This is a genomic window from Telluria sp. AZSoR62, assembly GCF_058111565.1.
The window spans coordinates 76552-91719 of the sequence record NZ_JBYTST010000007.1 but is presented as its reverse complement, the minus strand read 5'-3'; the positions used below and the strand labels follow the sequence as shown (position 1 = coordinate 91719).

General features: G+C 66.8%; 11 protein-coding genes. 8 read left to right on the top strand and 3 right to left on the bottom strand.

Annotated elements, in window-relative coordinates; genetic code table 11:
- Positions 1-3 precede the first annotated feature (3 nt).
- The 6 genes from AC3XQU_RS12615 to AC3XQU_RS12590 all read left to right on the top strand — a co-directional run bounded on the left by AC3XQU_RS12615 (position 4) and on the right by AC3XQU_RS12590 (position 7510).
- Positions 4-1380, top strand: a complete 1377-nt coding sequence (locus AC3XQU_RS12615; RefSeq protein WP_489874500.1) for an NAD(P)-dependent oxidoreductase — start codon at positions 4-6, stop codon at positions 1378-1380.
- Positions 1368-2648 carry an NAD-dependent dihydropyrimidine dehydrogenase subunit PreA gene (gene preA / locus AC3XQU_RS12610; RefSeq protein ID WP_489874499.1) on the top strand — a complete coding sequence of 427 codons (1281 nt, stop codon included), beginning with the start codon at positions 1368-1370 and terminating at the stop codon, positions 2646-2648. Before AC3XQU_RS12615 ends, preA begins: the two co-directional genes overlap by 13 nt.
- 92 nt (positions 2649-2740) lie before the next feature.
- Complete coding sequence (locus AC3XQU_RS12605) at positions 2741-4216, top strand: NCS1 family nucleobase:cation symporter-1 (RefSeq protein WP_489874498.1); 1476 nt, start codon at positions 2741-2743, stop codon at positions 4214-4216.
- Between the two features lie 18 nt (positions 4217-4234).
- Entirely contained in the window at positions 4235-5626 is a 1392-nt protein-coding gene (hydA, locus tag AC3XQU_RS12600; RefSeq protein WP_489874497.1) for a dihydropyrimidinase, read from the top strand.
- Between the two features lie 15 nt (positions 5627-5641).
- Positions 5642-6892: a Zn-dependent hydrolase gene (locus tag AC3XQU_RS12595; protein ID WP_489874496.1), complete on the top strand. Its 1251-nt coding sequence runs from the start codon at positions 5642-5644 to the stop codon at positions 6890-6892.
- A 54-nt stretch (positions 6893-6946) separates the two neighbouring features.
- Positions 6947-7510 (top strand): MgtC/SapB family protein, encoded by a 564-nt coding sequence (locus tag AC3XQU_RS12590; protein WP_489874495.1) that lies wholly within the window; start codon positions 6947-6949, stop codon positions 7508-7510.
- Here the strand turns inward: AC3XQU_RS12590 and AC3XQU_RS12585 are convergent.
- Positions 7469-9226, bottom strand: coding sequence for an allantoate amidohydrolase (locus AC3XQU_RS12585; RefSeq protein ID WP_489874494.1), 1758 nt, complete (start codon positions 9224-9226; stop codon positions 7469-7471). The genes AC3XQU_RS12590 and AC3XQU_RS12585 overlap by 42 nt on opposite strands.
- Before the next feature lie 80 nt (positions 9227-9306).
- A complete protein-coding gene (locus AC3XQU_RS12580) occupies positions 9307-10245 on the bottom strand; it encodes a LysR substrate-binding domain-containing protein (protein ID WP_489874493.1) in 939 nt (312 codons plus the stop codon).
- Between the two features lie 125 nt (positions 10246-10370).
- Between AC3XQU_RS12580 and AC3XQU_RS12575 the strand changes: the two genes are divergently transcribed.
- Together AC3XQU_RS12575 and AC3XQU_RS12570 are read left to right on the top strand one after the other, a co-directional pair.
- A complete protein-coding gene (locus AC3XQU_RS12575) occupies positions 10371-11606 on the top strand; it encodes a urate hydroxylase PuuD (protein ID WP_489874492.1) in 1236 nt (411 codons plus the stop codon).
- Positions 11606-12841, top strand: a complete 1236-nt coding sequence (locus tag AC3XQU_RS12570) for a M20/M25/M40 family metallo-hydrolase (protein ID WP_489874491.1) — start codon at positions 11606-11608, stop codon at positions 12839-12841. Before AC3XQU_RS12575 ends, AC3XQU_RS12570 begins: the two co-directional genes overlap by 1 nt.
- A gap of 4 nt (positions 12842-12845) precedes the next feature.
- Here AC3XQU_RS12570 and AC3XQU_RS12565 read toward each other — a convergent pair whose 3' ends face one another.
- Positions 12846-15059 (bottom strand): hypothetical protein, encoded by a 2214-nt coding sequence (locus tag AC3XQU_RS12565; protein ID WP_489874490.1) that lies wholly within the window; start codon positions 15057-15059, stop codon positions 12846-12848.
- Between the last annotated feature and the right edge of the window lie 109 nt (positions 15060-15168).

Genomic DNA, 15168 nt, shown 5'->3' with positions numbered 1-15168 from the left:
CCCATGATCGAATCACTCCAGCACCTCCCCCCTGCGGCAGGGTCGAACGGCGAACTCGCGTCGCAATTCACCGACCTGGCGCCGCCGCTCACCGCCCGCCAGGCGGCTGTCGAAGCTGCGCGCTGCCTGTACTGCTACGACGCCCCCTGCATGAATGCCTGCCCGACCGGCATCGACGTCGCCAGCTTCATCAAGAACATCCACGACCAGAACATCAATGGGGCCGCCTACGGCATCCTGAAGGCGAACATTTTCGGCGGCAGCTGCGCCCGGGTCTGCCCGACCGAGATCCTGTGCGAGGATGCCTGCGTGCGCAACAACCCGCTCGAACGCGAGCCGGTGCGCATCGGCCTGCTCCAGCGCCATGCCATCGACCATGCCAGCTTTGCCGGCCACCCGTTCGAGCGCGCGCCTTCCACCGGCAAGGTGATCGCCGTGGTCGGCGCCGGCCCGGCCGGCCTGTCCTGCGCGCACCGCCTGGCCATGCTGGGCAACGATGTGGTGGTGTACGAAGCGCGCCCGAAGGCGGGCGGCCTGAACGAATACGGCATCGCCAAGTACAAGCTGCCGGGCGACTTCGCCCAGCAGGAAGTCGACTTCCTGCTGTCGATCGGCGGCATCCATATCGAATATGGACGCAAGCTGGGCGAGAACCTGAGCCTGGCCGAGCTGCACACCCGCTACGACGCGGTCTTCCTGGGCCTGGGCCTGGCGGCCAGCCGAACGCTCGGCCTGACGGGCGAGAACGCGCCGGGCCTGATGGCGGCGGTCGACTACATCGCCGCGCTGCGCCAGGCGGCCGATCTGTCCCAGCTTCCCGTGCCGCGCCGCGCGATCGTCATCGGCGCCGGCAATACGGCCATCGACATGGCGGTGCAGATCAAGCGCCTCGGCGCCGAAGACGTCACCCTGGTCTACCGCCGCGGCCTGGAATCGATGAGCGCGACCGGCCACGAGATCGAGATCGCCAAGGCCAACTACGTGCGCATCCGCACCTGGGCTTCGCCGCTGGAGGTGCTGCTGGACGACGCGGGCCGCGTGACCGGCATGCGCTTCGAGCAGACCCGCATGGAAGAAGGACGGCTGGTGCGCACCGGCGGCTTCCTGGAGATCGCGGCCGACGCCGTGTTCAAGGCCATCGGCCAGGGCATGGACGATGGCGGTTTCAACGAGCCGATCGCCAGGGAACTGTCGCGCGAGGGCGACCGCATCTGGATCGACAATCGCTTCCGCACCGCGCTGCCCGGCATCTACGCCGGCGGCGACTGCGTTGCGCCGGGCCAGGACCTGACGGTGCAGGCGGTCCAGCACGGAAAGCTGGCGGCCCTGGCCATCCACGAAGACATCCTATCGACATCGGAGGCAGCATGGCCGACCTGAGCATCGATTTCTGCGGCATCAAGAGCCCGAACCCGTTCTGGCTGGCCTCCGCGCCGCCGACCGACAAGGCCTACAACGTGGTGCGCGCCTTCGAGGCGGGGTGGGGCGGCGTGGTGTGGAAGACGCTGGGCGAAGATCCACCGGCGGTCAACGTCTCCTCGCGTTACTCGGCCCACTACGGCAAGAACCGCGAAGTCATCGGCTTCAACAACATCGAGCTGATCACCGACCGCAGCCTGGAAGTCAACCTGCGCGAGATCAAGCAAGTGAAAAAGGACTGGCCGGACCGGGCCATGATCGTGTCGCTGATGCTGCCCTGCGAGGAAGCGCTGTGGGCGGCGATCCTGCCGCTGGTGGAAGCGACCGGCGCCGACGGCTTCGAACTCAATTTCGGCTGCCCGCACGGCATGCCCGAGCGCGGCATGGGCGCGGCGGTCGGCCAGGTGCCGGAGTACGTGCAGATGGTGACCAGCTGGTGCAAGAAGCACACGCGCCTGCCGGTCATCGTCAAGCTCACGCCGAACATCACCGACGTGCGCGCCCCGGCGCGGGCGGCGCTGGCCGGCGGGGCCGACGCGGTATCCCTAATCAATACGATCAACTCGATCACCCACCTTGACCTGGAACGCATGGTGGCCTTCCCGGCGGTGGGCAACGCCAGCACGCATGGCGGCTACTGCGGCTCGGCGGTCAAGCCGATCGCGCTGAACATGGTGGCCGAGATCGCGCGCGATCCCGCGACGCGCGGGCTGCCGATCTCCGGCATCGGCGGCATCGGCAGCTGGCGCGACGCGGCCGAGTTCATCGCGCTGGGCGCCGGCTCGGTGCAGGTGTGCACCGCGGCCATGCTGCACGGCTTCCGGATCGTCGAAGAGATGAAGGACGGCCTGTCGCGCTGGATGGACAGCCAGGGCTACGCCAACATCGCCGCGTTTTCGGGCCGGGCGGTGCCGAATACCACCGACTGGAAATACCTGGACATGAATTACCACGTCATCGCCCAGATCGACCAGGACAAGTGCATCAAGTGCGGCAAGTGCTACGTGGCCTGCGAGGATACCTCGCACCAGGCGGTGGGACGGTCGGTGGATGCGGTGGGCATCCGGCGCTATGAAATCATCAAGGACGAGTGCGTGGGCTGCAACCTGTGCGAGATTACCTGTCCGGTGGAGGCCTGCATCACCATGGTGCCGCAGGAGAGCGGCAAGCCGTACATGAACTGGACGCAGGATCCGCGCAATCCCCGGGCGGAGCCGGTAGTCGCCTGATTGGGGGGGGGCGGCCATGCCGCCCATGCGGTCAACTGTTCGATTGCGCTACACTCGGCTGCATCCTTCGCAAGCGACGAAAAGGGTTCAACATGCACCAACACGCAAGCTCCGATCTCTGGAACGAAGACCTGGCCCCCACCACCGCGGCCCAGCGCACCTGGCGCTGGTACCACTTCGCGGCGCTGTGGGTGGGCATGGTGATGTGCATTCCCGCCTACACCCTGTCGGCCAGCCTGATCGAATCGGGCATGTCCGGCTGGCAGGCGGTATGGACGGTCTTCCTGGCCAACGCCATCGTGCTCGTTCCGATGCTCCTGATCGGCCATGCCGGCACCAAGTACGGCATTCCCTACGCGGTGCTGGCGCGCAGCTCCTTCGGCACCAGCGGCGCCAAGCTGCCGGCGCTGATGCGCGCCATCGTGGCCTGCGGCTGGTACGGCATCCAGACCTGGTTCGGCGGCAGCATGATCTACACGCTGCTGGGCGTGATGAACGGCGCGCCGATCGGCGGCGAGGCCATCGCGGGCCTGGGCATCAATGGGGCGCAGCTGCTGTGCTTCCTGGGCTTCTGGGCGATCCAGCTCTACTTCATCGTGCACGGCATCGAATCGATCCGCAAGCTCGAGACCTATACCGCGCCTTTGAAAATCGCGATCTGCTTCGTGCTGCTGTGGTGGGTGTACGAGCGCGCCGGCGGCTTCGGCCCGCTGCTCGACCGCCCATCGGCCTTCGTGCCGGGCGGCGCCAAGGAGGGCCAATTCTGGCAGGTGTTCTGGCCTTCGCTCACCGCCATGATCGGCTTCTGGGCCACGCTGGCCCTGAACATTCCCGACTTCACGCGTTTTGCCAAGACCCAGCGCGACCAGGTGATCGGCCAGTCGGTCGGCCTGCCGGTGCCCATGGGATTGCTGGCCGCGCTGGCGGTGATCGTCACCTCGGCCACCGTGGTCCTGTACGGCAAGGCGCTGTGGGACCCGGTCGACCTGGCCAGCCGCATGGAAGGCATCGCGGTGCTGGTGGCCCTGATCGTGCTGCTGGTCGATACGGTCAGCGTCAACCTGGCGGCCAACCTGGTCGGCCCGGCCTATGATTTCTCGGCGCTGGCGCCGCGCGCAATCAGCTACCGCCTGGGCGGCTATATCACCGCCGGCCTGGCCTTGGTGATGATGCCCTGGAAGATCCTGGAAACCACCCAGAACTACATCTTCACCTGGCTGGTCGGCTATTCGGCGCTGCTCGGGCCGATCGCCGGCATCCTGATCGTCGACTACTACCTGGTGCGCAAGACCGAGCTGGACGTGCCCCAGCTATACCGCGACGACGGCATCTACTCGTACGGCAAGGGCTGGAACATGGCGGCCATCGTGGCCTTCGTGCTGGGCGTGCTGCCGAATATCCCGGGCTTCCTGAACGCCGCCTTCCCGGCTTCTTTCCCGGAAGTGAGCGAGACCTTCAAGACCATTTATACCTACGCATGGTTCGTCGGCGTCGCCATCGCGGCGCTCGTCTACGGCGCCATGATGCGAGGCCACCGTGTCCCGGCGCTGGCGCCGCGCCATTCCTGAACCGAGGAGAGACATTCGATGAAGACCCTGATCCGTGGCGGTACCGTAGTGAACGCCGACCGCGCCTTCCGTGCCGACGTGCTGTGCGAAGGCGACAAGATCGTGGCGGTCGGCGCGGACCTGGAAGCCCCCGCCGGCGCGACGATTGTCGATGCGGGCGGCCAGTACGTCATGCCGGGCGGGATCGACACCCATACCCACATGCAGCTGCCCTTCATGGGCACCGTCACCGCCGACGATTTCTTCACCGGCACGGCCGCTGGCCTCGCGGGCGGCACGACGACCATCATGGATTTCGTGATCCCGAATCCGCAGCAATCCCTGCTGGAGGCCTACCACACCTGGCGCGGCTGGGCCGAGAAGTCCGCCGGCGACTACACCTTCCACGTCGCCGTGACCTGGTGGGACCAGTCGGTGCACGAGGAGATGGGCGTGCTGGTGCGCGACCATGGCGTGAACAGCTTCAAGCACTTCATGGCCTACAAGAACGCCATCATGGCCGACGACGAGACCCTGGTGAAGAGCTTCCGTCGTTCGCTGGAGCTGGGCGCCATCCCGACCGTCCACGCCGAGAACGGCGAGCTGGTCTACCAGCTGCAGCAGGAGTTGCTAGCGAAAGGCATCCGCGGCGCCGAGGCGCATCCGCTCTCGCGCCCGCCGGAAGTGGAAGCGGAAGCGGCCAACCGGGCGATTGCGATTGCGGGCGTGCTGGGCACGCCGGTCTACATCGTGCACGTGTCCTGCGCCGAGTCGCTCGACGCGATTACGCGCGCCCGCGCCAAGGGCCAGCGAGTCTACGGCGAGGCCTTGGCCGGCCACCTTGTCATCGACGACAGCGTCTACCGCCACCCGGATCCGGACTTCGCGCGTGCCCACGTCATGAGCCCGCCGTTTCGCAGCAAGCACCACCAGCAAGCCTTGTGGCAGGGCCTGCGCGGCGGGAACCTGCACACCACCGCGACCGACCACTGCACCTTCTGCGCCGAGCAGAAAGCGGCCGGCAAGGACGACTTCACCCGCATCCCGAACGGCTGCGGCGGCGTAGAGGAGCGCATGGCGGTGGTCTGGAACGATGGCGTGAACACGGGGCTCCTGACCCCATCGGAATTCGTGCGTGTCACGTCCACCAATGCGGCGCAGATCTTCAATGTCTATCCGCGCAAGGGTGTGATCCAGGCGGGCGCCGACGCCGACATCGTGGTCTGGGACCCTGAAGGCACCCGCACCATCTCGGCGGCGACCCAGCATTCGAAAGGCGGTTTCAACGTGTTCGAGGGCCGCACCGTACGCGGCATCCCGACCCATACCATCGCCGCCGGCAAAGTCGTGTACGAGCGCGGCGAATTGCGCGCCGAACCGGGCGCCGGCCGCCACATCGACCGCCCGGCCTTTGCCGCCACCGTCGCCTGAACCAGGGGGAAAACAATGAACGAACTGCGTATCAATGGGGACCGCCTGTGGAAGTCCCTGATGGACCTGGCCGCGATCGGCGCCACCGAGAAGGGCGGCGTCAAGCGCCTGGCCTTGACGGACCTGGATCGCCAGGGACGCGACCTGGTGGTGAAGTGGGCGCGCGAAGCAGGGCTGGCGATCACGGTCGACCGGATCGGCAACGTCTTCATGCGGCGCGCAGGGCGTAACCCGGCCTTGCCCCCGATCGTCACCGGCAGCCATGTCGACACCCAGCCGACCGGCGGCAAGTTCGACGGCAACTACGGCGTGCTGGCCGGGCTGGAAGTGGTGCGCACCCTGAACGACGGGGGCATCCAGACCGAGGCGCCGATCGAGGTCGCCTTCTGGACCAACGAGGAAGGCTCGCGCTTCGTGCCGGTGATGATGGGCTCGGGCGTGTTTTGCGGCGCTTTCAGCCTGGAGACCGCGTATGCGGCGAAAGACACCGAAGGAAAAAGCGTGCGCGAGGAATTGGAACGCATCGGCTATCTCGGCGACGAGGTACCTGGGCAGCACCCGATCGGCGCCTATTTCGAAACCCATATCGAGCAAGGCCCGGTGCTGGAAGACGCCGACAAGGTGATCGGGGTGGTCCCGGCCGTGATGGGCCTGTCGTGGTATGACTGCGTGGTGACCGGCATGGAAGCGCACGCCGGCCCGACCCCGATGGGCCTGCGCCGCGACGCACTGCAGGTAGCGACCGGCATCATGCAGGAAGTCGTGCAGATCGCGCAGCGCTACCAGCCCTATGGCCGCGGCACGGTCGGCATGGTGGAGGTTTTCCCGAACAGCCGCAACGTGATTCCGGGCCGGGTCAAGTTCAGCATCGACCTGCGCAATGTGAACGACGAGTTGCTCAACACCATGCACGAAGAGATGCTGGCCTTCGTGGCAAAGACGCGCGAGCAGAGCGGCCTGGGGATCGATCTCGAGCGCGTGTCCTACTATCCGCCTTGCCCCTTCCATCCGGACTGCGTGGGGGCGGTGCGCGCCGCGACCGAAAAACTGGGCTATTCGACGATGGACGTGGTCTCCGGCGCCGGCCACGACGCCATCTACGCCGCGCGCGTAGCGCCCTCGGGCATGATCTTCGTGCCCTGTAAAGACGGCATCAGCCACAACGAGATCGAAGACGCCCAGCCGGCCCACCTGGAGGCGGGCTGCAACGTGCTGCTGCATGCGATGCTGGAGCGCGCCGGCATCGTGGACCGGACCAGGGAGTAGCGGCCGCGGCCGAACGTGGCGACATTATTGCTGTGAAGATGTCATCATCGTGTCATGACTTGGGAGGATGACACGGTGTGGCTGGAACGCAGTTGGCAGACGATTTTGCTGGAATTTTCGGACCTGGGCGATGTGGAATCCATCACCCGCGTCGTGTTGCGGCTGCTGGTCGCGGTGCTATTGGGCGGCCTGCTGGGCTATGAGCGCGAGACAGTAGGAGCCTCCGCGGGCCTGCGCACCCACATGCTGGTCTCGCTGGGCTCGGCGCTGTTCGTGCTGATTCCGCTGCAGGCCGGCATGAGTATCGGCGACATCTCGCGCGTGCTGCAGGGCGTCACCGCCGGCATCGGCTTCATCGGCGCCGGGGCCATCCTGAAGCACTCCAGCCACAACGACATCAAGGGCGTCACCACGGCGGCCAGTGTCTGGCTCACCGCCGCCGTCGGTATCGCGGCCGGCATGGGGCGCGAAGCCACGGCCGTGCTCAGCGCCTTGTTCGCGCTCGCCATCCTGGGCTTGCTGCGGCTCACGCCAAGGCAGAAGGTCATCATCGATCCTTCCGACCCGAAGCAGGCCTCAAACCGGCTTGTGGTCGAGACGACGGAGCAAGCCGAGTAGCACCTCGCCCGCAATCTCCGCATCGTCCGCCGTCATGGTTTCGAGCGGGTTGTGGCTGATGCCTCCATTGCCGCAGCGCGTGAACAGCATCGCCACATCGGTGATGGCCGCCATCTCCATGGCGTCGTGCCCGGCGCCGGACAGCAGGTCGTAGCGCGGCAGGCCGCAGCCTTCGATGGCATGGCCCAGCAGGTCCATTAGGCGCGGCGCGCACGGCGCGGCGTCGGCTTCCACCAGCTTCCACAGTTTTTCGTCGATGCCGCGACGCGCGCAAATCGCGCTGATGCCGGCCAGGATCTCGTCCACCGCTTCCAGGCGCACCGCGTCGCTTGCTGCGCGGATGTCGAGCGACAGCCGGCACTGGCCCGGAATCACGTTGACCGAGCCGGATGGCACTTCGAGCTGGCCGACGGTGCCCACGAGCGAGCCGCGCCCGCTGCAGCGGCTTTCCACCAGCAGCACGATCTCGGCGGCGGCAGCGGCCGCATCGCGCCGCATGCCCATCGGCGTGGTGCCGGCATGGCTGGCCACGCCACCCAGCTCCACCAGGTAGCGCGAGCTGCCCGCGATCGCCGTTACCACGCCCACCGGCAGGCCGCGCTCGAGCAGTACCGGTCCCTGTTCGATATGGACTTCGACGAAGCCCAGCAGCGTCGCCGGGTCGCGCGCGATGCCGGGTATCGCTGCCGGATCGTGGCCGGCCTGCACCAGGGCCTCGCGCATGCCCACGCCCTCGCTGTCCTGCTGCTCCAGCAGGATCGGGTTGAAGCGCCCGGTAATGGCGCTGCTGCCGAGGAAAGTGCTGCGAAAGCGCACGCCTTCTTCTTCGGCGAAGCCGATGACTTCCAGGTGGAAGGGCAGGCGCTCGCCGCGTGCTTTCAGGTGGCGAACCAGGGCGATCGGCAGCAGGATGCCGAGCCGGCCGTCGTACTTGCCGCCATTGCGTACGGTGTCGTAGTGCGAGCCGGTGATGAGCGTCTTCGCATCGGGCTGCGCGGCCGCGTAGCGCCCGACCACATTGCCGATGGCGTCGACATTAGCGTCCATGCCGGCTTCCACCATCCAGTCGCGCAGCTGGCTGGCGGTGCGCTGGTGCGCCGGCGTCATGTAGGCGCAGGTCAGCTTGTCGACGCTGTCGCTGATGGCCGCCAACTGCTCGGCCCATTCCATCACCTGCGCGCCAAACGCAAACTGCACGTCCAGCAGCTCGTTGAGGCGGATCTCGGCGATGCGGTGCACCTGGCGCAGGCATTCGGCCAGCTCGTCGGCCGGCTGGTTCTTGAGGCGCCGTGCGAAGGTGTCGATGATGGCGCTGCGGGTCAAGCCTTTCCCCGTCGGGCCCTTCACCGCCAGGATGAAGGGAAAGCCGAACTTGTCCTTGTAGGCGGCGTTCAGCTCGTGCAGCAGGGCGTATTCCTCGGCGCTGCAGCGGTTCAGGCCCGATGCAGCCTGTTCGCCCGTGGATTCAGCGGTGAGCTCGCCGGCGATCGCCGCCTTGCCGGCCAGTTCGGGGTGGGCGCGCAGCAGGGCCAGCTGCTGGTCTGTCGGGGCCAGCGTCACCACGGCCTGCAAGCCCTGCTTCAGGGCGGCCAGGCTGGCAAACGGACGCAGCACGGCTGCACCCTCGGCGATCCAGGGCGAGTGTTCGTAGATGCCGCGCAGGGCGGCCACGAAGGCGCCGCGCTCGCAGTTGTTCAGCTCTAGCAAGGTGGTCATGGTCTGCCTCTTCAATCCCGGGATGATAAATCCTGCAAGCCTTCCAGCTTATACGCGCCGCCGCATAAACAGTATTGCGCTTACTTCGTGACCAGGGCGCGCGCCGCCGCACTCACCTGGTCGCGCAGCCACTTGTGCTCGGTCGACTGGTGCACGCGCTGGTGCCACAATTGGTAGAAGCGCATCGGCGGGAACTTGATCGGCACGGTGAAGCTCTTGAGCGGCAGGATGCGCTCGTAGAAGCGGATGAACTGGCGCCCGGTCGTCAGGACCAGGTCGCTCTGCGTCAGCATGTAGGGGATCACGCCGAAATACGGCGACTCGACCGCCACCGTGCGCTGCAGGCCCATGCGGTCAAGGTGGGCGTCGATCACGCCATGGTAGCCCGGCAGCATCTGCGAGGGCGCCACGTGCGGCAGGCTGAGGTAGTCCTCGACCGTCATGGCATCGACCGCGGTGCGGCGCGCATACGGGCTGTCGGCGCGCATGGTGCAGATGATCGGGTCTTCGAACAGCTTCGAGATGTGCAGGTGGGCCGGCGGCTCGTCCCAGTTGGCGATCACCAGGTCCATGTCGCCGTCGGAGAGCATGCGCAGGTAGTCCACGCCCGGCCCCAGGCTGTGGAAGACCACCTTGCTGCCCGGCGAGCCGCGCCGCAGCGCCGCCACCACGTTCGGCAGGAACTGGGTGTCGAGGTAGTCGGGCGCGGCGATGTGGAAGGTGCGGGTGGCTTCTTCCGGCACGAAGGGCGACTTGCGCACGAACAGGCTCTCGGTTTCGTCGAGGATGCGCTTGGCCGGCTTGAGCAGGCTCTCGCCGTGCTGCGTCGGCACCATGCCGCGCGCGCCGCGCACCAGCAGCGGGTCGCCCGTGAGTTCGCGGAGTTTACGCAGCGAGGCCGAGATCGAGGGCTGCGGCTGGTTCAGCTTGAGGGCCACGCGCGAGACGTTTTTCTCCACCAGCAGCAGGTAGAGGATGCGGATCAGGTGCAGGTCGAGGTGCTGGGGCAGGCTGGACATCGAAACGCTCTCTGCGATAAGGGGTTCGGGTATATCAATCCGTGTATGTCGAATATACGCTAAGTTTCATGTTGCAGAAAAAGAAATCCTTTATTGTCGAGGGATACCGCCAACCAGGAAGCTTCATGGACGTTTTCGGATATCTCGGGCCTTATGTGCTCGAATGGTTCAACATGCTGCTGCGCTGGCTGCACATCATCACGGGCATCGCCTGGATCGGCGCCTCCTTTTATTTCGTCTGGCTCGACAACACGATCCGGCCGCCCGCGCCGGGCTCCGACCTGGCAAAGAAAGGCGTGGCCGGCGAATTGTGGGCGGTGCACGGCGGCGGCTTCTACAACCCGCAGAAATACCTGGTGGCGCCCGCCGAACTGCCGAAGGAACTCCACTGGTTCAAGTGGGAAGCCTATTCCACCTGGATCTCGGGCTTCGCGCTGCTTATCATCGTGTATTACCTGAATGCGCAGGCGATGATGGTCGACCGCAGCGTGGCTGACCTCTCGAGCATGCAGGCGGTGGGCATTGGTCTCGGCAGCCTGGTGATCGGCTGGATCGTCTACGACCTGCTGTGCCGCTCGCCGCTGGGCAAGCACGACCTGGCCTTCGGCCTGGTGATCTTTGCCTTCCTGGTGGCCAGCAGCTATGTGCTGGGCCAGTTGCTCAGCGGGCGCGCGGCCTACCTGCACGTGGGCGCGATGATCGGCACCATGATGGTGGCGAATGTGGCGATGCTGATCATCCCGGGCCAGCGCAAGATGGTGGACGCCATGACCTCGGGCCAGAAGCCCGACCCGATCCACGGCATCAAGGCCAAGCAGCGCAGCGTCCACAATAACTACTTCACGCTGCCGGTACTGTTCATCATGATCAGCAACCACTATGCGATGACCTACCGCCACGAGCATGCCTGGGCGGTGCTGGGCGTGATCATGGCCGCGGGCGTCCTGATCCGCCACTTCTTCAACCTGCGCCACAAGGGCCGGGTCGAGTGGAGGTATCCGCTGGCCGGGGTGGCGCTGCTGCTGGGGCTGGCGGTGGCGATCGCCCCGAAGGCGCCGGTGCAGGCCAAGGCGGGAGCCGGCCTCGATGACGCTGCGCGCTTCGCCCGGGTGCGCACCATCATCGGCCAGCGCTGCGTGTCCTGCCACGCGCAGCAGCCGACCCAGCCGGGCTTTGCGACGGCGCCGGGCGGCGTCATGCTGCACACGCCGGAACTGGTGAGCCAGAACGCGCTGCGCATCTACCAGCAGACGGTGCAACTGAAAGCCATGCCGCTGGCGAACCTGACCAACATGACCGATGCCGAACGGGCGCAGGTCGGCGCCTGGTTCGAGGCCGGCGCAAAAACGGGGAAGAACTGATGGACAAACAAGTACAGGAGCGTTTGCTCGCCTGGATCGACGACCACTTCGACGAAGAAGTCGGCTTCCTGCAGCAGGTCGTGCGCATTCCGACCGACACGCCGCCGGGGAATAACGCACCGCATGCCGAAGCGGTGGCAGGCATGCTGGCCCGATACGGCTGGACGGCCGAGCAGCACGCCGTGCCCGACCAGGACGTGCGCGACTACGGCATGGAGAGCATCACCAACCTGATCGTGCGCCGTCCGTATGCCGAAGGCGGCCCGACGCTGGCGCTCAATGCCCACGGCGACGTGGTGCCGCCCGGCGAAGGCTGGACCCGGCCACCCTACGGCGGCGAGATCCATGATGGGGCCATCTATGGGCGCGCCACGGCGGTCTCGAAAGGCGACTTCGCCACCTATGTGTTCGCGGTGCGCGCGCTCGAAGCGCTCGGCTTGCCGCTCAAGGGCGGGATCGAACTGCACTTTACCTATGACGAGGAATTCGGCGGCCTGCTGGGCCCCGGCTGGCTGCTCGAGCAGGGCCTCACCAAGCCAGATTATGTCATCGCGGCAGGCTTCAGCTACCAGATCGTCACCGCCCACAACGCCTGCCTGCAGCTGGAACTCACCGTGCACGGCAAGGCCGGGCATGGCGCCATGCCGGAGACCGCGGTCGACGCGCTCCAGGCCGCCACCCGCATCCTGAACGCGATCTACGGCCAGCTGCCGGAACTGAAGAAAACCAGGTCGCAGGTCCCGGGCATCGATTCGCCTACCATGCTGGTCGGCCGCATCGATGGCGGCACCAACACCAATGTGGTGCCGGGCAAGGTGGTCATGAAGATGGACCGCCGCATGATTCCCGAAGAAGACCCGGTCGCGGTCGAGGCCCAGGTGCGCAAGCTGGTCGAGGACGCGGTGGCCGGCATGCCCGGCATCCGGCTCGAGATCAGGCGCCTGCTGCTGTCGCATGCGCTGCGCCCGCTGCCCGGATCGGACCAGCTGGTAGCCAGCCTGCAGCGCCACGGCCGCGCCATCCTGGGCGAAGACATCCCCGCCCAGGGCACGCCGCTGTATGCGGACGCGCGCCTGTACGGCGAGCGCGGCATCCCGGCGGTGCTCTACGGCGCCGGCCCGCGCACGGTGCCCGAATCGAACGCCAAGAAGGCGGACGAGCACCTGCAGCTGGAAGACCTGCGCCGCGCCACCAAGGTGGTGGCGCTCACCCTGCTGGACTTCCTCGCGGCTTGACCGCTTAGCGCGGCACGATCGCGAACTGCGGCCCCAGGCCGTAGTCGGGCTTGACGCTGCGCGCCATGAAGCGCTCCCAGGCCTTGCGGCCGGCGTCGCCCAGCGGGGCGGCGTAGGCCAGCGCCGGCTGCATGTTCGACGGCAGCCCGACCACCGCATCGGAAAACCCGGTCATTTCGCCGCTCTTGACCTTGAGGGCAGACGCCATGTCCGCGCCGCCGCATTGCATGGCCTGGACCTCGGGCGTATGGCTGGCACGGTAGGCTTGTGCGAAGCTGCCATAGAAGGGAGCGTTTGCCGCATCGCGCACCTTCAGCGCATAGATGGCGCCGTCGACCCAGCAGGCACCTGGGCCAACCATGCGCGCGACCGGGAAGGCAGCTTTCCAGGCCAGCAGCTGCTTTGCCTTGGTAAATCCCAGCTCAGCGGTATGTCCAACCGCCGCGGTGAAGAAATCATCCTGCCATGGGGCCAGGCCGGTGTTGTTCGCATACTCGAGCGCGTAGCCGTTGACGATGACGCCGAGCTTGTTTGCTTGCGGGTTTCCTGGGTAAGTCGCGTTGTACCAGTCCAGGTTGCTGTCGAGGATGCGCAGGAAAGCCTGCTTGAGCGCGTCGCCGTCCGGCGTGATGTAGGCCGCCTGCGCGAGCGTGCGCAGGCTCCAGGCCTGACCTCGCACCTGCTCGGACTTGAGCAATCCTTTCCTGTTGTCGCGGTAGCCTGGATTGGACGAGAACACGTTGTACATCGCCCAGAACTGCAGCTCTTCCAGATAGTAATGATCGCCCGTGAGGAGATAGGGAAGGTAGGCCAGCGAAGGCTGGTGCGCCGTATCGTGCTCGTTCGGCGTGCTGCAGGCATTGTCGGCGGCACAGGCCGGGAAATTCTCATGTTTCCCGGTAGCGGGATTGAGCGTATCGCCCGGCCGGCCGACGATCGTCACGTAAGGATAGTCGAGCAGGTTGAGCGGGCGCCCGGTGCGCTTGTCGCGATAGTGCGCCGAATAGCTTCCAGCCAGGTCACCCGTACCCAATGTCGTTCGCTTGGCGCGGATATCGCCGCTCACGACATACGCGGCGGCCCAGCCGGGAAGCAGGCCGATATCGGCGCGTCCGCCGGTGGTGGGCATGTAAGGTGTCGCCAGGCCCGTGCCCATCGGTTCAATGCGCGCTCCCTGCCAGCCAGCCTGCATCTCCGCCAGCGTCCGCTCAGCGATCACCACGGTCGGATCGTAATTCGGCACCGCGCGGCTGGCGACCAGGTCCTGCATGTTCGCGCGCACGTCCACGCCCGGATCGCCCCCGACCCAGAACACCTTGCGCCAGCGCGCATGGTGATAGTGGACCAGCGCCGGCCGGGCATAGGCGGGCGTTCCGTTCAGGGTGATCTCGGCGTCGTAGGTGAAGTTGCGCGGGGCCTGCTCGAAGGCCCAGTTGTTCTCGACCGTGACGTCGATCCGCGCCCGCTGCGTGCCCGTGTACGCCCGTAGCGCGAAGCGCGCGCTCAGGTGCGGATGCTCTTCGCCCGAAGCGGTGCGCAGCGGACCGGCGACATGCCATTCGTTGACCACGGGCCCTGCCAGCCAGGTGGCGGGGCGGGCGTCGCCCAGCAGGCGTTCCAGCGAAGCGGTGTAGCGCTTGCCGCCGATGACGGCGCTGACCGTGGCCCCACTGCTCAAGCGGCGCGCATCCGGCGACGCCGGGGCGAGTGCGGTGCCCACTACGGACAGGCGCGAAGGCGTGGCCGCCACCAGCGCCAGTGCGAACGGCTTCCTCGCGGCGGGGCGCGGCACAATCGCCGAAATCACTGCATGCCGCACCGACCCGTCGGGATGGCTCGCCTTGATATCGGCTTGCAAGGCGGTGCTGGCGTCCGCCGTGGTCTTGCCATGGAGGGTCGCCCCTCGCGGCAACACGCCGGGGGCGAATACCTGGCCGAAGGTGACTGGGACGAGTTCCCCCGCCACGCCGCCATCCACGTTGTCTACCATGACCGTCGCCACGCTGCCCTCGATCCGGGGCATGGGCGCGGGCGCCGTCGCCGAAGGCGCCGGGCCCGGGCCCGGGCCCGCGCCGTAGCGTTTCTCGACGACCTTGCGCGCATCGAGCCCGCCGCCGGCCGGCAGGCCCGCCGGCGCCTGCGCGGCGGCCTCGAAGGCGGCGCAGAGCAGGGCGGTGGAAAGGAACAGCGAAAGGCGGGGTTGTCGGGGCAGGAACATGGGACTCCACAAGTAAGGCAAGAACCGGGGCGCCCATGTTACCCCCTTCGCCGCGCGGGCGCGTTCCGGTAGCCGCCATGGAAAAAGGCGCCTGGAGGCGCCTTTGGAG